This is a genomic window from Streptomyces caeruleatus (genome assembly GCF_001514235.1).
In the GTDB taxonomy this organism is placed as follows: Bacteria; Actinomycetota; Actinomycetes; order Streptomycetales; family Streptomycetaceae; genus Streptomyces; species Streptomyces caeruleatus.
Genome location: NZ_KQ948929.1, coordinates 140,177 through 158,898, shown reverse-complemented (window position 1 = coordinate 158,898; position 18,722 = coordinate 140,177). Strand labels below are relative to the sequence as shown.

18 protein-coding genes and 6 pseudogenes are annotated in these 18,722 nt (G+C 69.5%); 14 read left to right on the top strand and 10 right to left on the bottom strand.

Going from position 1 to position 18,722, the window contains the following annotated elements:
* Nucleotides 1-36: 36 nt before the first annotated feature.
* Together AQJ67_RS19030 and AQJ67_RS19025 are read right to left on the bottom strand one after the other, a co-directional pair.
* Nucleotides 37-852, bottom strand: coding sequence for a class I SAM-dependent methyltransferase (locus AQJ67_RS19030; protein WP_062720196.1), 816 nt, complete (start codon nt 850-852; stop codon nt 37-39).
* Between the two features lie 390 nt (nt 853-1,242).
* Nucleotides 1,243-2,067, bottom strand: a complete 825-nt coding sequence (locus AQJ67_RS19025; protein WP_062720195.1) for an SDR family NAD(P)-dependent oxidoreductase — start codon at nt 2,065-2,067, stop codon at nt 1,243-1,245.
* Between the two features lie 73 nt (nt 2,068-2,140).
* On the opposite strand from AQJ67_RS19025, the gene AQJ67_RS19020 reads away from it, so the two are divergent.
* Nucleotides 2,141-2,731, top strand: a complete 591-nt coding sequence (locus tag AQJ67_RS19020) for a TetR/AcrR family transcriptional regulator (RefSeq protein ID WP_063807340.1) — start codon at nt 2,141-2,143, stop codon at nt 2,729-2,731.
* A 245-nt stretch (nt 2,732-2,976) separates the two neighbouring features.
* Here AQJ67_RS19020 and AQJ67_RS19015 read toward each other — a convergent pair whose 3' ends face one another.
* Nucleotides 2,977-3,435 carry a hypothetical protein gene (locus tag AQJ67_RS19015; RefSeq protein WP_079056035.1) on the bottom strand — a complete coding sequence of 153 codons (459 nt, stop codon included), beginning with the start codon at nt 3,433-3,435 and terminating at the stop codon, nt 2,977-2,979.
* Nucleotides 3,436-3,886: 451 nt separating this feature from the next.
* A pseudogene (locus AQJ67_RS46830) lies at nt 3,887-4,072 on the bottom strand (transcriptional regulator); the annotation flags it as partial.
* A 56-nt stretch (nt 4,073-4,128) separates the two neighbouring features.
* On the opposite strand from AQJ67_RS46830, the pseudogene AQJ67_RS19010 reads away from it, so the two are divergent.
* Together AQJ67_RS19010 and AQJ67_RS50210 are read left to right on the top strand one after the other, a co-directional pair.
* A pseudogene (locus tag AQJ67_RS19010) lies at nt 4,129-4,896 on the top strand (SDR family oxidoreductase); the annotation flags it as partial.
* Between the two features lie 409 nt (nt 4,897-5,305).
* Nucleotides 5,306-5,515, top strand: a pseudogene (locus tag AQJ67_RS50210) (NUDIX domain-containing protein); the annotation flags it as partial.
* Nucleotides 5,516-5,636: 121 nt separating this feature from the next.
* On the opposite strand, the gene AQJ67_RS19000 reads toward AQJ67_RS50210, so the two are convergent.
* Nucleotides 5,637-6,617, bottom strand: a complete 981-nt coding sequence (locus tag AQJ67_RS19000) for an ArsR/SmtB family transcription factor (protein WP_062720192.1) — start codon at nt 6,615-6,617, stop codon at nt 5,637-5,639.
* Between the two features lie 89 nt (nt 6,618-6,706).
* Between AQJ67_RS19000 and AQJ67_RS18995 the strand changes: the two genes are divergently transcribed.
* The gene (locus AQJ67_RS18995; RefSeq protein ID WP_062720191.1) at nt 6,707-7,978 is read left to right on the top strand and encodes an MFS transporter; all 1,272 of its coding nucleotides are present in this window, start codon (nt 6,707-6,709) and stop codon (nt 7,976-7,978) included.
* Between the two features lie 127 nt (nt 7,979-8,105).
* Nucleotides 8,106-8,690 (top strand): DinB family protein, encoded by a 585-nt coding sequence (locus AQJ67_RS18990; RefSeq protein WP_062720190.1) that lies wholly within the window; start codon nt 8,106-8,108, stop codon nt 8,688-8,690.
* Nucleotides 8,691-8,773: 83 nt separating this feature from the next.
* Here AQJ67_RS18990 and AQJ67_RS18985 read toward each other — a convergent pair whose 3' ends face one another.
* Nucleotides 8,774-9,706 carry a LysR family transcriptional regulator gene (locus AQJ67_RS18985; RefSeq protein ID WP_062720537.1) on the bottom strand — a complete coding sequence of 311 codons (933 nt, stop codon included), beginning with the start codon at nt 9,704-9,706 and terminating at the stop codon, nt 8,774-8,776.
* Nucleotides 9,707-9,831: 125 nt separating this feature from the next.
* On the opposite strand from AQJ67_RS18985, the gene AQJ67_RS49415 reads away from it, so the two are divergent.
* The gene (locus AQJ67_RS49415) at nt 9,832-10,206 is read left to right on the top strand and encodes an SRPBCC family protein (protein ID WP_244190510.1); all 375 of its coding nucleotides are present in this window, start codon (nt 9,832-9,834) and stop codon (nt 10,204-10,206) included.
* A gap of 35 nt (nt 10,207-10,241) precedes the next feature.
* On the opposite strand, the gene AQJ67_RS18975 is transcribed toward AQJ67_RS49415, so the two are convergent.
* On the bottom strand, nt 10,242-10,697 hold the full coding sequence (locus tag AQJ67_RS18975) for a MarR family winged helix-turn-helix transcriptional regulator (RefSeq protein ID WP_062720189.1): 456 nt from the start codon (nt 10,695-10,697) through the stop codon (nt 10,242-10,244).
* Between the two features lie 180 nt (nt 10,698-10,877).
* On the opposite strand from AQJ67_RS18975, the gene AQJ67_RS18970 reads away from it, so the two are divergent.
* Together AQJ67_RS18970 and AQJ67_RS18965 are read left to right on the top strand one after the other, a co-directional pair.
* Complete coding sequence (locus AQJ67_RS18970; protein WP_062720188.1) at nt 10,878-11,060, top strand: hypothetical protein; 183 nt, start codon at nt 10,878-10,880, stop codon at nt 11,058-11,060.
* 71 nt (nt 11,061-11,131) lie between these two features.
* Complete coding sequence (locus tag AQJ67_RS18965; RefSeq protein WP_063807339.1) at nt 11,132-11,443, top strand: GNAT family N-acetyltransferase; 312 nt, start codon at nt 11,132-11,134, stop codon at nt 11,441-11,443.
* A gap of 110 nt (nt 11,444-11,553) precedes the next feature.
* On the opposite strand, the pseudogene AQJ67_RS18960 reads toward AQJ67_RS18965, so the two are convergent.
* Nucleotides 11,554-11,821: pseudogene (locus tag AQJ67_RS18960) on the bottom strand (VOC family protein).
* A 531-nt stretch (nt 11,822-12,352) separates the two neighbouring features.
* Between AQJ67_RS18960 and AQJ67_RS18955 the strand changes: the two are divergent.
* Together AQJ67_RS18955 and AQJ67_RS18950 are read left to right on the top strand one after the other, a co-directional pair.
* Nucleotides 12,353-13,273 carry an NADP-dependent oxidoreductase gene (locus AQJ67_RS18955; RefSeq protein WP_062720187.1) on the top strand — a complete coding sequence of 307 codons (921 nt, stop codon included), beginning with the start codon at nt 12,353-12,355 and terminating at the stop codon, nt 13,271-13,273.
* A 46-nt stretch (nt 13,274-13,319) separates the two neighbouring features.
* Nucleotides 13,320-14,102 (top strand): annotated as a pseudogene (locus AQJ67_RS18950) (SulP family inorganic anion transporter); the annotation flags it as partial.
* A 105-nt stretch (nt 14,103-14,207) separates the two neighbouring features.
* On the opposite strand, the gene AQJ67_RS18945 reads toward AQJ67_RS18950, so the two are convergent.
* Entirely contained in the window at nt 14,208-15,212 is a 1,005-nt protein-coding gene (locus AQJ67_RS18945) for an esterase/lipase family protein (RefSeq protein ID WP_062720186.1), read from the bottom strand.
* Between the two features lie 1,011 nt (nt 15,213-16,223).
* On the opposite strand from AQJ67_RS18945, the gene AQJ67_RS18940 reads away from it, so the two are divergent.
* Nucleotides 16,224-17,057 (top strand): NAD(P)H-binding protein, encoded by an 834-nt coding sequence (locus AQJ67_RS18940; RefSeq protein WP_062720185.1) that lies wholly within the window; start codon nt 16,224-16,226, stop codon nt 17,055-17,057.
* Nucleotides 17,058-17,112: 55 nt separating this feature from the next.
* Nucleotides 17,113-17,538 (top strand): annotated as a pseudogene (locus AQJ67_RS45285) (oxidoreductase); the annotation flags it as partial.
* On the opposite strand, the gene AQJ67_RS18935 reads toward AQJ67_RS45285, so the two are convergent.
* Nucleotides 17,535-17,894, bottom strand: coding sequence for a hypothetical protein (locus tag AQJ67_RS18935; protein ID WP_208614996.1), 360 nt, complete (start codon nt 17,892-17,894; stop codon nt 17,535-17,537). The pseudogene AQJ67_RS45285 and the gene AQJ67_RS18935 sit on opposite strands and share 4 nt — an antisense overlap.
* A 99-nt stretch (nt 17,895-17,993) precedes the next feature.
* Between AQJ67_RS18935 and AQJ67_RS18930 the strand changes: the two genes are divergently transcribed.
* Both AQJ67_RS18930 and AQJ67_RS48620 read left to right on the top strand, forming a co-directional pair.
* On the top strand, nt 17,994-18,224 hold the full coding sequence (locus tag AQJ67_RS18930) for a hypothetical protein (protein WP_062720184.1): 231 nt from the start codon (nt 17,994-17,996) through the stop codon (nt 18,222-18,224).
* Nucleotides 18,217-18,693 carry a hypothetical protein gene (locus AQJ67_RS48620; protein ID WP_062720183.1) on the top strand — a complete coding sequence of 159 codons (477 nt, stop codon included), beginning with the start codon at nt 18,217-18,219 and terminating at the stop codon, nt 18,691-18,693. Before AQJ67_RS18930 ends, AQJ67_RS48620 begins: the two co-directional genes overlap by 8 nt.
* Nucleotides 18,694-18,722: the final 29 nt, after the last annotated feature.

Below are 18,722 nucleotides of genomic sequence, written 5' to 3'. Positions count from 1 at the left end.
ACTTGTGCACGTGCAACAAGGGATCCGGGAGGCGCTCTACCGGCGGACTGCCGAGATCAGTCCGCCGGGCCGCTCCTCGCGCTGCGGCGGGGTGATGATCGGGCGGCCGTAGGCGGCAGCGCGCTCGCGCAAGGTGTGGCTCTCGGCCTCCCAACCGTGTCCGGCCAGCCAGCCCACCGGGTCGTCCGGCATCTCCGAGACCCACATGGACGCCGCCGACCCTGGCACGGCGTCGGCGCCGAAGCGCTCGATCACGCCGCGCGTGCCCAACGTCAGCCCCATCCGACTGCCCGCCGCCGACTGTGCGCTGATCCGGGCCAGCAGCAACTCCACCGCATCCTCGGGCAGATAGATCAGCAGTCCTTCGGCGATCCAGGCGGTCGGCGCGGCCGGGTCGTGCCCCGCGGAGGCCAGCGCACCTGGCCAGTCCTCACGCAGATCCACCGCGACGGTGATCCGCTCGCAGCGCGCGACGGCCCGCTCCCGGCGCAGCACTGAGGCCTTGAAGTCCAGTGGGGCGGCGACGTCGACCTCGAACAGCCGGGTGCCGTCGGGCCAGTCCATCCGGAAGGCCCGGCTGTCCATGCCGGCGCCGAGCAGCACGACCTGCCGGACCCCGGACGCGGAGGCTTGATGCAGCAGGTCGTCGAGGAACTTCGTCCTGATGACGATGGACAACGACACGGCCAGCCGACGGCGTCGCCCGGCCTCGTCATCGGGCAGCGCCGGCGAGGAGGGCCACAGACCGCCGGCGGCGGCGAAGGCCTGTGCCAATGGGTCGCGGAACAGCGCGTTCTCCCGCTCGGTCTCCAGCGCCCGCACTCGGGCCACCCCCACAGCCGTGGCCCACACTCCCGACGGCCGCACCTGCTCCTGCTCATCAGTCACCGCGCCAGCCTAGATCGATGCCAGGGGGCCTGATGAGTGGACCTGGCGTCACGCGCGCCCGGCCGGTCATGCGCGCATTGGCCGCCTACGAGCACTGGAAGCACCGTGAGGCGAACTTCGACCCGTGCGCAGCATGCCGGGAGCGCGGTCTCCGAGGTGGGCGGGCGCAGACCAGGGAGGCACCGGGCGGGAGGCACGCGTCCTGATCGCCGGACGGATCCAGTTGGCGGTGTTGGGCGGCGCGGACTCGGATGAGCCGTTGATGCTGTCGCTGGGGCGATCGAGCTGGACGCCTTCCGTCGGCTACCTCCTCGATGGCGCCGCGCCGGGCGATCAGCGCCGTCTTGGTGTTCCTCAGCTGTTGGTGGGGGCGGCGGGAAGCTTGGTGCGCTGGCGGCGGGCCATCCAGCCCATGAGCCGGACCATCGAGCGGCGCGGCAGCAGTTTGCCGGCGAGGGCGAGTGACCGGCCGTTGGTGATCACCGACGGGGGCGCGGATCGGCGGTCGAGCGTGTCGAGGGCGATCGTCACGACCTGCTCGGGGGTTACCCGCTTCGTGCCGTAGTCGGCGGACTGGCTGCCGGCGACGTCGTAGAACTCGGTCCGGGTGGCGCCGGGGCACACGGCCAGGACGCGCAGGCCGGTGCCGCGGGTCTCCTCCCACAGCGATTCGGTGAAGCTGAGGACGAAGGCCTTGGTGGCGCCGTAGACGCTCAGGTACGGGGTCGGCTGGAAGCCCAGCAGGCTCGCGACGTTGATCAGGACGCCGGTGTCCGCTGAGGTCAGCGGGTCGATGTAGGCGCGGCTGAGGTCGACCAGCGCGCTGACGTTCAGCGCGATCATGCTCTGCAGGCGGTCGGGATCCTCGTGGGTGAACGCGTCGTGGGTGCCGAAGCCGGCGTTGTTGACCAGTCCGGTGGCGTAGATGCCGCGGGACTCCAGTTCGGCGCGCAGCGTGCGGCCGGCGTCGGGCAGGCCGAGGTCGCGGGCGACGGTGGTCACCGTGACGCCGTGGGCGCGGGTGAGTTCGGCGGCCAGGCTCTCGAGCCGGTCCGCCCGGCGGGCCACCAGCACGAGGTTCGCGCCGTGGCGGGCCAGCTGGCGGGCGAATTCTGCGCCGAGGCCGGAGCTGGCGCCGGTGACGATGACGGTCTGGCGGTGGTAGTCGATTTCGCTCATGGCATTCACTCTACGCACGTTTTTGCACTGAGTGCAAGACTCTGCGTCGAGTGCGATGACGTACCATCGGTGCATGGCTCAGAAACCGACGCCTCTTCGGGAACAGACCCGCTCCGTGGTCCGATCACTGCTGGCCCGGACCGCCATCGAGCTGTTCGCCGCCAAGGGCTACGACAACACGACCCTCGATGAGGTCGCCGCGGCCGCGGGCGTCTCCCGGCGGACCCTGTTCAATTACTTCCGCAACAAGGAAGACCTCGCGCTCAGCGGCCTGGACGAACAGGGCGAACTGATCGCCGCGCGCCTCGCGGAGCGCCCGGCCGACGAGGATGCCTGGACGGCGCTGCGCGCCGCGTTCCAGGTGCTCGAAGAGATCGACATGACAGCCGAAGGGCGCCTGGAATTCATCACGCTGCTGTTCGGCAACGATTCCCTACGTGCCGGACATGCCGAGAAGCAAGCCCGCTGGCAAGACCTGTTCGCACCGCACATCGAGCCGCGACTGCCCGACTCCGACCGCCGTACCCTGCAAGCCCGCGCGGTCGCAGCCGCAGCGATCATCTGCCTGCAGGCAGCCAACGAGGAATGGGTACGCCTGGGCGGACAGGTCGACCTGTTCGACCTCTACGACACCGCCGTACAGGCCATCCGCCGCCCCACCTGAAACCGGCCGCATCCAGCTCCCCCACGCTCGTCGGCGTGAGGACCGGGGCCCGAACCCGTCCAACCGCGCCCAGCAGGACCGAACATCCGGCCGTAAGCCGCAGCCAGAGGCCATCGAGCCCAGTCGAGACCGGACAAGCCGCGTGATTGCTGTTCGCCCATCCGATTGACGGGCGCGAGACCGGGGTGAAACACGGACGCCCCCGTCCTCCAACTCCGGGAGGCGGGGGCGTCGTCGTATCTAGCTCACGTCTGGCACTGCTTCGTTGCGGCTCCGCTCCAGTTGCTCCACGCCCCGCCGGCCGGCCTCACATGCACCCGGATTTCGGCGGTGGCGTTGACGGGGCCGCAGACGCGGTCGCTGTTGCCGAGCTCGATCGGGCCGATCGTGGACCTGCGCTGGACGATCGTGCGGCCGTTGCCGAGCTTGACCCAGTGGCCGCCTTCGCGGATCCGGAAATACGCTTCGTAGTCGACGTAGGTGGCGTGGGCGCGGGAGTTGGTGATGACGGCGTGGGCGGTGATGTTCCGCATGAAGACGCGGCCGTCCTTCCACCGTTCGGCGGAGATACAGCCCTGTGCGCCGATGTTCTGGGTCGAGACGGCGCCTCCGCAGGCGATGGCGGCGGCGTGGGCGTCTGCCGGCAGTGCCAGCGCGGTCAGCAGGGCTGCTCCTGCTGTGGCGGCGAGCTGCTTCAGTTTCATGGGTTCCTCTCGGTCGGGGTGCGCCGAAGACAGACTGTCAGTCGGACCATGCGCTGGTACTCGTTCCATGCCTTTGCAGCGATCGGCATCCCGGTCATCCACGGCTCGGATCGTCAGCGGTGATCCCCCCAGACGCTGACGGCGGCCGCCGTGAATGCGTCCAGCTCACGGGGCGTGCGCCCCTCCCTGATGAGCCGCACTGCCCACAGGGCAGGGTCGATCCCATCCCGCGCCGTTGGTCGGCCGCCTCACGGACCGCTGGCCGACACCGCAAGTTGACGGCCTGTCAGGTCGCCCATACCTCTTCGGCGCCGCGTATCGGATCTGTCATGCCGTCAAGGTAGCGGCTGGGGACGGTGTCAGCGTGGCCGTAGATGTGACAGGTGCGGCCGCGTCTTCGGCTCCCGTGCCTAAACGCCCGGCACGCTCGCGTTGCGAAAGGGCGTGGGCGTCAGCCGGCCGGGTTGTGTGCCTCTTCGGGTGCCTGCGGCAGGGAGGCGGAGGTGCCGGCCCAGCTGGCGAGGAGGGCGAGGGCTTCGGGGGAGAGGGAGGGGGAGGCGGGTTCGGGGGTGTAGATGGTGAGGGTCTGTTCGGGGTCGCCTTCGACGGCCAGGACGAGGTAGTCGAGGGTGAGGTCGCCGACGACCGGGTGGTGGAGGCGTTTGGTGCCGGTGGTGTGGGCGACGACATCGTCACCAGGTCGTCGCCACCGGCCGCCGCCCCGAAGAGGTCGAGAAGACCCTGGGGGGCCCGCAAGAGAACCTGCTGGTCACCAAGTTGGACGTCACCAGCCTGGACGACGCGCACGCGGCCGCACAGGCAGCCGTCGACCGCTTCGGCCGCATCGACGTCCTGATCAACAACGCCGGGAACTTCTACGCCGGCTACTTCGAGGAGATCTCACCCGCGCACATGCGCCAGCAGATCGAGACCAACCTCTACGGACCCATGAACGTCACCCGCGCCGTCCTGCCCGTCATGCGCGCTCAGCGCGACGGCCACGTCATCACCCTCTCCTCGCTCGCCGGTCAGGTCGGCACGGAGTTCACCTCCGCCTATGCCGCATCCAAGTTCGCCGTCGAAGGCTGGATGGAAGCCCTGCACCACGACATCAAGCCGTACAACATCCGCACCACCATCGTGGAGCCCGGCTACTTCCGTACCGAACTGCTCGTGGACGCCTCCACCACCTGGCCCGAGCCGACGATCGACGACTACGCCGAGCGCACCACCGCCACGGTCGAAGCCTGGAAGAGCATCAACGGGCAGCAGCCCGGCGACCCCGCCAAGCTCGCCCACGCCCTGCTGGCCCTCGCCGACCAGGACCAGCCGCCGCTGCGCTTCGTCGCCGGTGCCGACGCTGTCGAGGGCATCTCGGCCAAGGCCGGGGAACTCCTCGCCCAGGCCGAAGCCTCCCGTGAACTGGGCGGCAACCTCGGCCACGACGGCACCAGCGCCTGACCCCACCCCACGCACCGGGCAGGCCACCCGACCTGCCCGGTGCGCCAGGAGGGCCGTAGGCACGGAGACCCGCAGGTCAGAGTCACGCCTGCGACCGACCACATAAAGGGGCGCTCGGGCTGGCCTTCACCTACTTGCGGCCAGAGCCCCGGCCAGACGTTCCTGCGATTCCCCAGGTGCCCGTGGCCCCTGGCGGCCGCGCGCACGGTTGTCAGTGGCTCCTGCCAGCATGCGCAGATGACCTCAACTGACCGCCCACCCACCGCCCCTGACGATCAGGCACGAGCCACCTTCTCAAGCTGGTCGGTTTCTCAAGCTGGTCGGTGGCATCGAACCGTGGGATGCCCTGGAGCGCTCCCACCTGGAGTCTGCCACCCGGTGGATCGCCGGCGGAGCCCCGATCCACCGGGTGCGCAAGCCGAACGTCCCGGCGGCGCACTTGGTGAGCTACTTCGTTGTCCTCGACGGCACGCGCGGGCAACTGCTGCTCGTCGCGCACCGCAAGGCGGGCCTGTGGCTGCCGACCGGCGGACACGTCGAGCCCGGTGAGGACCCGTGGGCCGCGGTGGTCCGCGAATGCCGTGAGGAACTGGGCATCGAGGCGGTGGCATCGCCGATCACCGGCGAGCATCCTCTCTTCCTCACCATCACCCGAGGAATGCCCGGACCAGGAGGCATCGTGGGTAGCGCCCTCCAGGCTCTGCCGACGGCGCCTCAGAAAACAGTGCTGATCCGAGCCCTCAGCCCGAACCGGCGACCAGCGCCTCGCCGAGCGGGGTGCGCCGGTAGAGCACCGACCGTCCGGAGCGGGCACGGACGAGCAGCCCCGCGCCTCGCAGGATGGCGAGGTGGTCTCCCACCGCGCCGGGTGCCATGGTAAGGCTTCGGGCGAGGTGGCTGGTGCTGGCCGGGGCGTCCAGCGCCAACAGCAGCCGGGCTCGGGCCCGGCCGACCAGAGCGGTCAGCGCGTCCGGTTGGGGGACGGCCGCCTGTTCGCCCCACAGGGCGGCGGTGCCGCGGGCGCGATAGACCAAGGTCCTGGGCCAGGGGTCATCCAGGTGGGCGGCGACATTCCCGACGAAGACCGAAGGGATCAGCAGTAGCCCGTCGCCGACGAGGCGGACGCTTCCGACCGGGGGGAAGAAGCCGATCTCGATACCGCCGGCGCGCCAGGCGATGCTCGGGTGCAGGCTCTCGATGGTCGTGGCCCATCCGTGCTCGCCGATCACACCCACCCGGTGCACGACATCGCGCTCACAGATCGCGCGCAGTTGCGGCCAGTCCGTGGCGAGCAGCTCGTGCCACGCCTGGTCCATCGCCTCGGCGATCCTGGAGACGACGTCCGTGGAGTCCAGCACTGCGCGTACGCGGGGATAACGGGCGGACGGGCCGGTCGCGGTGATGGCGATTTCGTGGCGGGCCGCTTCCAGCGGTGCGGCCCGGATCATGGCCAGGTCATCCGCCCAGGTCTGGTTGAGGCCGCGCGGGGGCGGGGCGACGAAGCCCGGTCCGGATCGCGGGGTGTGCAGGGCGAGGACGGCCTCCAGTTCGGTCTCGCGGCGAAGCCGTTCGAAGGCCGGCCGGAGCCGGCTGGCCCAGGCTCGCGGCAGCGGCCGGTCCTGGCCGGCGAGCGAGCGCAGCAGTAAGCAGAGGTCCAGCGCGGGCGACAGCGCGAAGCGGCTGCGCAGCAGGTCCTCGACGGAGACTTCGAAGCGGAGCACCCCGCGATGCTACCGCCGGACGTCTGCTCCGATTCGTCCAGGGACGAATCATTGGTGAGTGGTGTGGGCGCACGGCGACGCTGGGCGCCATGATCCCAACCGCCGAACCCGCGCAGGGCAACCACCGTGCCACCTACCGGGAGGTGCTCGCCGAGCCGCGATTCCGGCTGCTCTTCTCGACCCGTGCCGTCGCGATCACCGCGGGCTCGCTGCGGATCACCACGTTCTCGGTGCTGGTCTTCGCGACCACCGGCTCCGCGCTGTTGAGCGCTCTGGCCTTCGGCATCGGCTTTCTCCCGCAGTTGTTCGGCTCGCTGCTGCTGGGCTCACTGGCCGACCGACTGCCGCCCCGCGCACTCATCGCCGGCGGCTACGCCTTGGAGTGCGCCGCCGCCCTGCTGCTCGCCCTGGTGCGGATGCCGATCGCGGCAAGCCTCGGTGTCGTGGCGCTGGTCGCCCTCGCCACACCGGTGTTCGGCGGCGCGTCGAGTCGGCTGGTCGCGCAGTGGCTGAAGGGCGACGCCTATGTGCTGGGCCGTTCACTGAACAACATCGCCTCTTCCGGCGCGCAACTGTTCGGTCTGGCGCTGGGAGGTGCGGTCGTCGCGGTACTCGGCCCGCACCGGGCGCTCGCGGTAAGCGCCGCCCTCTACCTCGGCTGTGCGCTCGCCGTCCGCATCCGGCTACCCCGGCTGGAGCCGGGAGAGTTCGGCGGCACACCCGGCAGCGCTCGGGGCGATGGCGGCGCCGTCCGGGCAAGCCTGCACGGTGCCGGCCTGCTGCTGCGCGGACACACGGTACGGCGACTGATGCTGGCCCAGTGGCTACCGCCCGCGTTCGTGGCGGGCGCGGAAGGTCTGATCGTCGCCTACGCGGGCGGACGCCACTTCGCGTCCGGCTGGTACGCGGTGCTGATGGGCTGTCTGCCGGTCGGCATGCTCGTCGGTGACCTGCTGGTGGGTCGCCTGCTACGGCCACCCACCCGGGAGCGACTGGTAGTCCCGTTGATCGCGCTGACGGGACTGCCGCTGGTCGGCTTCGCCACCGAGCCCGGAGTGGCCGTCTCGTCCTGTCTGCTGCTGCTCTGCGGCTTCGGACTGGCCTACGGTCTTGGCCTGCAACGGCCGTTCCTGGACGCCCTGCCGCAGGACGGCCAGGGCCAGGCCTTCGGTCTGCTCGGCTCCGGCAGCATGACGCTGCAGGGCCTCGGGCCGGCCTGCTTCGGCTCGGTGGCCGCAGGCGTCGGAACAGGCGGCGCAATCGCTCTGGCAGGCGGCGCGGCGGTGCTTACCGCCGGCTGGATACTCACCTGGCACCCGCCGACCTCCCCGGCGCCCGTCCCGAACCACTCAACGGGATGAGAGAACGGCACCGAACAGCATGCGCGTAGTTCTCCTGCGCAGTAACCGTCGCAGGCCGGGTCGGCCGCGAGCCGTCACGCACCCCACAACTTGAGCCCACGAACAGCCCAAGGAAGGTTCATGCCACATGATCGATAAGTTCGCGAAGGACAACCTGCACGGGAGACTGCGGCGGGACCGCGAGGCGCTGCTCTGGAAACTCGACGGCGTGTCCGAATACGACGTCCGCCGACCTTTGACAGCGACCGGGACCAACCTCCTCGGCCTGGTCAAACACGTGGCCACCGTCGAGGCCAGGTACTTCGGCGAGGTCTTCGACCGCCCTTCCCCGGAACCGCTGTCCCGGTGGCAGGACTCCGACGGCAGCGATCAGTGGGCGACCGAGGACGAGACCCGCGATCAGATCATCGGGTTCTACCGGCGCACATGGGAACACTCGGACGCGACGATCAACGAGCTTCCCCTCGACGCCCCCGGCCACGTGCCGTGGTGGCCGGAGCCTTTTCCCAACACGAACCTGTTCGCCGTCATGGTCCATGTCCTCGGCGAGTCCATCCGGCATGCCGGGCACGCCGACATCCTGCGCGAGGGCCTCGACGGCCGGACCGGGGTGCGCGCCGAAAACGAGCAGCAGATCGACGAGGAAGCCCGGGCAGCCTACTGCGCGAAGATCGAGCAGGCCGCCAGGTCGGCCGCAGCAAGCAAGGCCTAGTTGTGACACCCGGAGGACAGTCGACAGTTGCGCGTGAGCTCCGCGGTCGCGCCGTGCGGCGTACGCCAAGGGTCCCCGCTCGTCTACCAGTTCCGAGCGGCGCGCTGGAGGGTGTCGCGGACCCGGCTCACATGCGGGTTGGTCTCGGAGCCGGGCCGCTGGACGAGGAACAAGGTGTTGAGCGGGGGCTCTTCCGGGTCGTGCCGAAGGGCGAGACGACCGGAGTCGAGATGCTCCTGGCACAGCGAGCGGGGCAGCACGCTGTGGCCGGCGCCCGCGTTGACCGCGGACAGGACCGCGTACAGGTTCGGCACGGTCACCGCGGCGCGGGCGTTGTGCTGCTTGCCGAAGACCGTGCGCCAGTGTCGCCGCACAAGGGGCGTGTCCTCGGCGTAAGTGACCAGGGGGACCTCGCGTAGGGCTGTGCACAGGTCGTCGTCTGCCTGCGGGTGTGCGGCGATGCGCTGGGCCCAGGTCGGGGAGGCGACGAGCAGGTACTCCTCGTCGGCGAGCGGTACGGAGTCCAGAGCGCGGCCGCGGGGCCGCCGGGTGGCGATGACCAGATCGTGGCGTCCCGTGCGCATCTCATCCAGCAGCGGTTCGGGCAGCCCTTGGGCGACACGCAGTTGGACGCCGTCCGCGACGAGGAGGACGAGGGCGGGCAGGACACGCACGCACAGCAGTTCCGACGGGCCGGCCAGGTGCACCGGCGTGGCGGGCCCCGCGAGCGGGCCGCCGTCTTCGAGGGCGGCGAGAGCATCGAGCGGGCCCGCGATCTGGGTGGCGAGCTCGTGGGCGAGGGGAGTGGGTTCCACGCCGCGCGGCAGCCGGGTGAACAGCTCGCGGCCGGTCTGTTGCTCCAGCGTGCGGATCTGCGCTGTCACGGTCGGCTGGGACAGCCCGAGCGCCGGGGCGGCGGCGGTGAAGGTGCCTGCGCGGTACACGGCCAAGAAGGTGCGCAGCAGGTTCAGGTCGGCGTGCGCCGGAAGCTGGGATCCGGTGCCGACGGCGATCATGCAGGTCAAACCCCTCTGGAGAGCACATGGCGAAGATCCATTTCGTAATGACCGGACCCGACGAGTCGGTCGTCCCCTACGAGTAGTTCAAGGTCGAGGGCACGAGAGCGGAGGACTTCGACGCGGTGTACCGCCGCACCTCAAGCTCGACCGCGGCGCAGTCCGAGCTCAGGGGAGACACCGTCTTCAGCTCCGGTACCTTCGGCTTCCCGCCCCTGGACGCCCACGTCGTCGAGTTCCAGGCCCCGGCCGACGGCGTCCCCGGGCGCCTGTCCTGGACGGCGAAGCAGGACGGCAAGCCCGAGGAGCGACTCGACGTACTGCACGCCTGGCTGGTCGAGGACCTCCCCGGCGGCCGGGTGCGCGTCCTCACCCAGGAGACGCAAATCGGTCCGCCTGCCGAGGAACTGGCCCAGCAGGTCCCGAACCCGATGCTCAACGGCCACCAGGCATGGCTGGACGGGCTGGTCCGCGCGGCGTCCGGCCGGCTCGGAGCCTGATCGACCTCGCCGTAGTGTCAGGTCGGCCGTAGTGTTCAGGTTGTTCGGGCCTGTCCGACGGATGCCAGCACCGCAGTGAGGAAGCGGCGCACCGTATCCAATTCGGCCGTCTCGAAGCCTTCCGCGGCCACGACCACTTCGCCGATCACCGGTCCGAAGAAGGCCCACCCGAGTTCCGTGGCTTTCTCCTCGACCTCCAGCAGCACGCGTCGCCGGTCCGCCGTGTCCCTGTTGCGCTGGATGAGCCCGAGTCGCTCCAGCCGGTCCACCAGGGCCGTGGTCCCGGCGGAGTTCAGGCGCAGTTGCTTGCCGAGCCATCCGGGTGTGGCCGGTGTGCCGTCGCGTGCCGCGTCCAGCAGGTGGATCAGCGCGCGTACGTCGGTGGGATGCAGCCCGTGCCGCGCGGCGAACTCGGCGCCGAGCAGGTCGAATTCCACGGTGACTGCGCGCAGCAGGTGAACCAGTGCCATCGCCGGGCTCTGCTCGTCCATGCACTCTCCTCGACATGGCTGTAATGTCTCGCTCAACGAGATTATCGCCCGGCGAGAGGAATACTGTGTCCCTGCCCGCCTTCGACCTCGCCGACCTGGCAGCGCCTCTACGCGCTGGCCACCACCGTCCCCGGCCGCAAACTGGTCACCGGGGCCCGCCCTCGGGCCGCCGGCCTGTCCATGCCGGTCCTTGTCCTACTCGCGGAACACGGCCGCGCCCACGACGCGGTCAAGGTCGCGGACCGAGCCCGTCGGATGCTCTCCCAGGGGGAGGTGGCCCTGCTCCCAGGAGCCACCCATCACTCTCTGCCGCTCACCGCGCCGAAGCAGCTGGACGACCGGCTGATGGCTTTCCTGGGCTGACAGGGCCATCCGCCGCGCAATGATCGGCTACGGCAACCTGATGTGATGGGCCCGATTCGAAGGGGGAGTGAATGCCGGAGGTGCGCCAGGCTCTCGTCTCCGACGACGGCACGATCGTCGAGTGCGTACAGCAGTGGTGGGGTGACTCGGAGGCAGGCCGCCAGGAAGTGCGTGCGATCACCTCGCCCGCGGACACGGGGTCCATAGCGTTTCACCGGGCCATGGGCTTTGACCTCGAAGAGGGCGATCGTGAGGTCGACGGCCTGCCCGTGCACAGTGACTACGACGGCCCTGGTCAGGACCGCGTGTGCTTCCACAAGAAGATCGCATCCCCTGCGGAGGCGAGCGCCGTGCGGTCGTGTGCGGGATCAGCTACTCAGTAGACACCGAGCGGTGGCCCCACGAGGTACGACAACCCTCCGTCCGCTACGAGGCGACTGTGCTGGGCGCAGCCATGAACGAGTGGCTGTGACCGGCACCGCCGCAACGGCCCTCAGACGATGTCGAATTCGTTGCCTTCAGGGTCCTGCATGGCGGCGGCATAGAGCCCCATGCCCGGCTCGTCCTTGATCCGCAGCACGGTGGCACCAGCCTTGACCAGCCGTTCCACCATGGCCCGCAGGATCGATGATCGACTCCGGTATGTCCCCGGCACCGGCCGACAGCTCCGCCTCAGGCACATAGCCCAGGGCCTTGGCCCAGAAGGTCACCATGGCCTGCGGATCGGAGCAGTCGATCGTCAGCTGCACTGTCATCTCCATACTCGGAGCATCCCAGGCAGGTCTGACAGTCCGTCCCCTCTCGCAGCAGGCCCTTAAGTGTGGTGCACACATACTGTGCTGGGCATCTCCCCTGTACGGCCGGGGTGTTAAGGGCAGACCGTGTGTGGGTGGAGACGTTCACCGGGTTCCAGGTGATGCAGGTGACCGACGTCGCGTCGAGGCCGAGCGTGGTCGGGTGGCCCAGGACGGTTTCCAGCGTCGGCACGAGGTGGTCCATGCCGTGCTTGCCCGTTGAAGCTCAGGGTGCTGCCGTTGACCGTGATGTGGTCCAGCCATGCCTTGAACACGGACGGCATCGTGAGGTTGTACGTCGGCAAGGACCGGGAGGACCGGGAGGACCCGGCGACCTGACGGGAGACGGAGGTCTCGCAGAGCGAGGACGCGTCGATGTGCAGCAGGTACGACATGGGAAGGAATGGCCACATGCGTGGGCTGCCCGGATCCTAAGGTCGAAGGTGACCACCGCGGCGCACGCCAGCGTCCGCCTCCCGTACCTCGGAGGAATGCCTCATGCAAGCCATCACCGTCCAAGACCGTGAGGCCGGTGCCGGCGGCCTGACTCTCGCCGAGCTGCCCCACCCGCACGCCGCGGAGAACGACGTGATCGTGAAGGTCCACGCCGCCGGCTTCACACCGGGCGAGCTGGACTGGCCCGGCACCTGGATCGACCGGGCCGGACGCGACCGGACCCCGAGCGTGCCCGGCCACGAACTGTCCGGCGTCGTCACCGAACTCGGCTACGGCACCACTGGCCTGACCATCGGGCAGCGCGTGTACGGCCTGACCGACTGGGCCCGCAACGGCACCCTGGCCCAGTACACCGCGGTCGAAGCCCGCAACCTCGCCCCGCTCCCCGCCGACGTCGACCACGTCACGGCCGCTGCGCTGCCCATCTCCGGACTCACCGCCTGGCAGGCCCTGTTCGACCACGCCGGCCTCCGAACCGGGCAGAGCGTCCTCATTCACGGCGCCGCGGGCGGCGTCGGCTCGATCGCCGTGCAACTGGCCCGCGCGGCGGGCGCCCACGTGATCGGCACGGGACGGGCCGGCGACCGCGACACCGCACTGGGGCTGGGCGCCCATGCCTTCGTCGATCTCCAGGCAGAGAAGCTGGAGGGCATCGGCGACGTCGACGTGGTGTTCGACGTGATCGGCGGCGACATCCTCGAACGTTCCACCGCTCTGGTCCGCCCCGGCGGCACCCTGGTCACCATCGCCGAGCCCGTCACCGTCCACCCCCGCGACGCACGCGCTGTCTTCTTCGTCGTCGAACCCGACCGCGTCCGCCTGAGCGACCTCGCCCAACGGGTGCGGGACGGACGCCTCAAGCCGGTCATCGGTGACGTGCGGCCGCTCACCGAAGCGGTCGCCGCGTTCACACCGGGCAAGCGGACCCACGGCAAGACGATCATCCGCGTTGCCGAGGACTGAGCCGGCGAGCAACTGAGCCGCATCAGCTCGGCGGCCGCCCGGCACCGGCCTGTGCGTGACAGCCGCCTCGAGTGGAGCCGGATCTGACCGCTACGGCCAAGTCACCATGGCCGTGGTCATCTCGATCGTCGGCGGACGCCGGGCGATGATCTCCGCCGCCACCGGCGCCGTCGCGCTCGTGATCGCGCCGCTGAACCGCGAGCACGGCTTCGGCTACCTGGTCGCCGCCGTCATCCTGGCCGGCGTCTTCCAGGTCATCCTGGGCACGCTCGGGGTGGCGAAGCTGATGCGGTTCATTCCCCGCTCGGTGATGGTCGGCTTCGTCAACGCCCTGGCCATCCTGATCTTCATGGCCCAGGTCCCCGAGATACACGACGTGCCGTGGGAGGTGTATCCGCTGATCGCCGGCAGCCTGGCGCTGATGGTGTTCTTCCCGAAGATCACCACCGTGATCCCGGCCCCACTGGTCTCCATCGTGATCCTGACCGTGATCACCGTCGGCGCGGCCATCGCGGTGCCGACCGTGGGAGACAAGGGCGCCCTGCCCTCCTCCTTGCCCGTACCGGGCCTGCCGGACGTGCCGTTCGCACTGGACACGCTGACGACGATCGCCCCGTACGCCTTCGCCATGGCGCTGGTCGGTCTGATGGAGTCGCTGATGACCGCGAGGCTGGTCGACGACATCACCGACACGAACTCCAACAAGACCCGCGAGTCCATCGGTCAGGGCATAGCCAACATCGTCACCGGGTTCTTCGGCGGCATGGGCGGCTGTGCCATGATCGGCCAGACGATGATCAACGTGAAGGTGTCCGGCGCCCGCACCCGGCGAGCAGGCTCTTGATGCTGGGAGGCGGGCCTCGTTGCGGTCGGTGGTCGACGGCACCGGCCCGATCGGCGGGCCGATGTCGACGAGCACGTCGGGTGCTTCGGTTCAGCCGCCGACTACGGGCAGGGTGAGACCGCAGCGCACCGGCTTCGCGTGGGCGGGGTCGAGGGCGTTGCGTACGAGTTGGGCGGCGTTGGAGTCGTACGCGATGGCCAGATGCTCGGAGACGTCCAGCGGGCAGATCTCCTGGATCAGGATGTTGCGGACGGTGGCGCCCGGTCCGGCGGTCAGGAAGTTGTTCTGGTACGGCGTGGCGAACTCGTCGTAGCGGGTGGAGATGACGGTGTAGCGGGCCCCGGGCTGGGTGTCCCCGTCCTTGTCGAGCTTCCTGTTCATCTCGGAGCCGACCATCTGGTCCGACCACGCCTGGCCGGCGATGGCGGACACGGTCGGGTTGAGGCCCAGCTTGGTGGTCAGGATGCCGATGCCGGAAGCGGTGCCACCGTGGTTCGAGGGCGCCAGGGCGATGAGGCTGTGGACCTTGTTCCGCTTGGGATGCGCGGGATCCGTGCCGCCCTCGAACCGCAGGTACCAGCGGGGCGTCGGACCGCCTCCCTGGGAGTGCCCGACGAGGTCGACCTGGCGGGCACCGGTGGCCTTCAGCACCCGGTCGACGTAGCGGGCGACCTGGCGGGCGGCTTCCGGGATGGGCCCCGTGGCTTGGAACGGACTGCCCTGCACGCCACCGTAGTTGGGCGCGAAGACGCAGTAGCCCTGCTGCTTCAGCCACGGGGCGAGCAGGCTCCAGTTGTTGTACGCGTTCGCCAGGGTCGCGTGCAGCAGAACGACCGGGCGCGGATGCTCACGCGTGGGCCGGCAGGTCCAGTCGTTGGCGCCGGGCGGTGATGCGTCAGGGTGGACGAGGCTCCCGAGGAACGCCGTGGGGGCGGCGAGGAGCTGTCCCCGCGGGGGCGGGGGAGCGGGATCGTCGGCTGCGGCCGCCGCACCCGCCAGCCCTCCGGTCAGCGCCAGGGCGAGCCCCGCACAGACCGCTGCCCACCTGACGCGCAGCCGGTTCGAGCGTCTCCGGGAAACATTCCGCTTGGCCACACGTACTCCTCGCCTCGGGCCGGCCGGGCGCCGACGCGAAGATGATCGAGGCAAGGCTGCTCGTGGTGCTCAACAGCCGCCCGCGGAGCCTCTTATGGAGCAGACCGGTTCATCCTTCCAGCCCACGATGGTCACTCAACAGCCTGCACCAGCTCTGTCGCTGCGACGCGGATCGACTGCGCGGCGGCTTCGAAGCGATGTAGAGGAGCTTCCTGGCTGGGGTGTGCGCAGCTGCTCATGCCATCACGGTGGACCACCATCCGTACTTCGCCCGCGCGGAAGAAGAGGTGACCGCGTCGATGTCGTCCTCATCAGCGCAACTTCGTCTGGGCCGGGCCCCCCAGGCGCCCTGCCAGTGGTCGGGCACGCATGGCAACCGCGCTTGAGGCCACTGCAGTCTCTGCCCTGATCGCACCGGACCATATCGGTCGGGGGATGGCACACCGCCGCGACGGCCCTGGGCAGCTCCAGCCCCCGAACGGAGTGCGCACCTCGCATGCGCGTGACGGGCCGGTCAGTTGCCGAATGGGGGCGCGTCCCCGGGGGACAGGTCTGGGCGGCTGCGGTGCCGGCGCGCGGGGTGGCGCCATCGGCCGGCGCTCGACCGGGGACGCCGACGTCGACCTCCGAGACCAGGCCGGGTTGCACCAGGGTGACGTTCAAGGTGTCCTTCGATCCCCACCCGGCGGAGAACGTCCAGCCCGTCCACGGGTTCCCGCAGGCGGCCGGGTGAGAGCAGCTCCCGGCCCGCCGGAGTCAGCAAGCTCACGGCCTACATCCCGACCGCCGTCACGGCCGGCTATCTACGCGAGCCCGACACGGAGCTCCTACTGCAGTCCGGGCGCGAAGCGCCGGGGTGTTCGCGTGCGTCCGGCAGCAGGGAGGGGCAGGGTTCTCCTTGACCTGAAGTGCGATTGAGCTTTTAGCGTTTTCCTCAGGTTGATCATCTGACGACAGACGACAGACGACAGACGACAGACGACAGACGATGGACGACAGGAGAACGTGCCCGTGATGCTTGTGACCGGAGCCACCGGCAACATAGGAAGTGCGCTGCTGAGGGAGTTGCAAGCATGTGGTGTGGGACCGTTGAGAGGGCTCACACGTGACGCGTCACGGGTCACTTTCCCCGACGGGGTCGAGGCCGTTGAGGGTGATTTCGCGAAGTCGGAGTCGTTGAAGCCCGCTCTGGATGGGGTGCGCTCGCTGTTCCTCGTGTCGCGGCTGGGCCCGGATGCCGAGATCATCGAGGCCGCCCGGCTGGCGGGTGTGGAGCATGTGGTGCTGGTGTCCTCCATTACCGTTCAGACCCATCCGTATCTGGGCCCCGCCGGCGAGAACCTCGCGGTCGAGTTGCTGCTCAAGGACAGCGGCTTGGCCTGGACGATCCTGCGGCCGACACAGTTCGCCTCGAATGCTCTGATGTGGGCGGCGTCGATCCGTGACCACGAAACGGTCCGCGCACCGTATGCGGACACCGGGTTGCCCACCATCCACCCCGCGGACATCGCATGCGTGGCGCGGGTAGCGCTGACCGAGCCCGGCCACAAGGAGCGGACGTATGCCCTGACCGGTCCGGAGTTGGTGACCGCCCGGCAGCAAGTCGAGGCCGTAGCGGCAGCAATCGGGCGGAATGTTCCCTTCGTCGAGACCAGTCGGCAGGAAGCTCACGCCCAGATGGCCGCAGTCTTCGGGGACGAGGCCGCGGACGCGGTGCTGGACGTCACGGGCGGAGCCGTCAACGACGAACTGCTGGCGGTGCGCGACACCGTTTCACAGGTCACCGGCTCCCAGGCCAGATCGTTCCGGCAGTGGGCCGCGGAGAACGCCGACCTCTTCCGCTGAGCCACCAGGTCCTGCGTCGGGTCTGCTGTCGGATGCGGGTGTGAGTAGTTGAGGTGCGAGCTGGTACCGGACGGCCGGCCACGACGGCGACGCCCGCCGCGTACTCCTGGCCAAACAGCGCCACCGGCGCCGTACGCTGTCCCCGGCCGCGCGTGTCTGGGGGCACCTGCTCGACGCGACCGTCGGCTATGGCTACCGTCCCTGGCTGGCCGGCGTCTGGCTCCTGGCGCTGACCCTGCTGGGCACCCTGGCCTTCCATGCGCATTCCCCCACCCAGGTCAAACCAGGCGAAGGCGCCCCCTTCCGGCCCGTCGTCTACACACTCGACCTCTTGATCCCCATCGGTGGTCTGGGTCAGCGCACGGCCTGGTACTGGTCGAACGGCAGCCTCCAGTGGCTGGCCTATCCACTGATCGCCTTCGGCTGGGTTCTGACGACCGCCGTCATCGCGGGTGTCACGCGCACCCTGCAGAAAAACTAGTGAACGACAGCTGAGTTCAGGCGTCGCCAGCAGAGCACTGCGCATCCGAGGATGAGGAAGGCTTCGTGGATGTCGTCACGCACTTCCCAGCGGATCCGCAGGCGGCGAAACCAGTGCAGGTGAGCGAACGCGCGCTCCACGGCCCAGCGTTGGGCCCCCAGTCCGGAGCCGTGCTCAGCGCCCCGGTAGGCGATCAGCGGCTTCACGCCGAGATCCCAGACCAGGCGCCGGTACTTGTCGTGGTCGTAGCCACGGTCGCCCAGCACCACGTCCGGGCGGCGCCGCGGCCGACCGCGCTTGCCCCGCACCGGCGGCACCGCCTCAAGCCTTCTGACTCCAGAACGAGTCACGGTCATCGGCGACCTCCCCCGAGACCCGACGGAGCCGCCGCTCGCCACCAGTGGATCACCGAACTCGGACTCTGGTACGACGAGCACACCGACCCCGAAGACTGGATGACGACCATCGGGCCGATCGCCGCACGGATCGAGGGCAACTTCAACCAGGCAAGCGTCAAACTCGCCCGCCACCTTCACGACGCTGGCGTCTTTGAAAACGCGATCGGCAAGCCAGTGCCCGTGGTCCTTCACGAGCTCGAGTACTACGACGGGATCGCCCGGCGAACCGAGGCCGCCAGCCCGCCCGGGCTCGCCGACGCCTTCACGGCATGGGTCCGTAATGGCTGAGGTATTCCGACACTTCCAGTACCCGACTCCACCATTAGCGGTCTACCCTGCCGAGACGATCGAGGCCTACAGGGCGTTCATCGCTCGCCGACGGGCCTCCCGTCCCGGCGAGCAGTACCGGATCCCGACAGAGGAGGCGTGGGACGCCTTCCCCGCCCACGTCGAGAAGCGGAAGGTGTCCATCGGCACCTGCGCACGCGCCTTCGGATCCCCCTGCATCCATGAGCACGCTTGTGTCGGATGCTCGCTCCTCCGGCCTGACCCGGCCCAGCGGGCACGGCTGGCCGAGATCCGCGACAACTTGATCGCCCGAAACGCCGAAGCCGAGACGGAAGGCTGGCTCGGCGAGATTGAGGGTCTCCAGGTCACCCTGGCTGGCGCCGAGGAGAAGCTCCGCCGGCTCGATCAGGGCCACGGGCAGCATACGGCCCTGAACCTTGGCGTCCCCACCATGCGTGGTGATCGATGAACCCACGAAGGCGGTCTGCCGCATGACCC

Excerpts from the sequence above, each read along its gene's own strand:
- AQJ67_RS19025 (WP_062720195.1), bottom strand. The coding sequence starts at position 2,067 with ATGAGCGAAATCGACTACCACCGCCAGACCGTCATCGTCACCGGCGCC.
- AQJ67_RS19020 (WP_063807340.1), top strand. The coding sequence starts at position 2,141 with ATGGCTCAGAAACCGACGCCTCTTCGGGAACAGACCCGCTCCGTGGTC.
- AQJ67_RS19015 (WP_079056035.1), bottom strand. The coding sequence starts at position 3,435 with ATGAAACTGAAGCAGCTCGCCGCCACAGCAGGAGCAGCCCTGCTGACC.
- AQJ67_RS18995 (WP_062720191.1), top strand. The coding sequence starts at position 6,707 with ATGATCCCAACCGCCGAACCCGCGCAGGGCAACCACCGTGCCACCTAC.
- AQJ67_RS18990 (WP_062720190.1), top strand. The coding sequence starts at position 8,106 with ATGATCGATAAGTTCGCGAAGGACAACCTGCACGGGAGACTGCGGCGG.
- AQJ67_RS18985 (WP_062720537.1), bottom strand. The coding sequence starts at position 9,706 with ATGATCGCCGTCGGCACCGGATCCCAGCTTCCGGCGCACGCCGACCTG.
- AQJ67_RS18975 (WP_062720189.1), bottom strand. The coding sequence starts at position 10,697 with ATGGACGAGCAGAGCCCGGCGATGGCACTGGTTCACCTGCTGCGCGCA.
- AQJ67_RS18970 (WP_062720188.1), top strand. The coding sequence starts at position 10,878 with ATGCCGGTCCTTGTCCTACTCGCGGAACACGGCCGCGCCCACGACGCG.
- AQJ67_RS18965 (WP_063807339.1), top strand. The coding sequence starts at position 11,132 with ATGCCGGAGGTGCGCCAGGCTCTCGTCTCCGACGACGGCACGATCGTC.
- AQJ67_RS18955 (WP_062720187.1), top strand. The coding sequence starts at position 12,353 with ATGCAAGCCATCACCGTCCAAGACCGTGAGGCCGGTGCCGGCGGCCTG.
- AQJ67_RS18935 (WP_208614996.1), bottom strand. The coding sequence starts at position 17,894 with ATGACCGTGACTCGTTCTGGAGTCAGAAGGCTTGAGGCGGTGCCGCCG.
- AQJ67_RS18930 (WP_062720184.1), top strand. The coding sequence starts at position 17,994 with ATGACGACCATCGGGCCGATCGCCGCACGGATCGAGGGCAACTTCAAC.
- AQJ67_RS48620 (WP_062720183.1), top strand. The coding sequence starts at position 18,217 with ATGGCTGAGGTATTCCGACACTTCCAGTACCCGACTCCACCATTAGCG.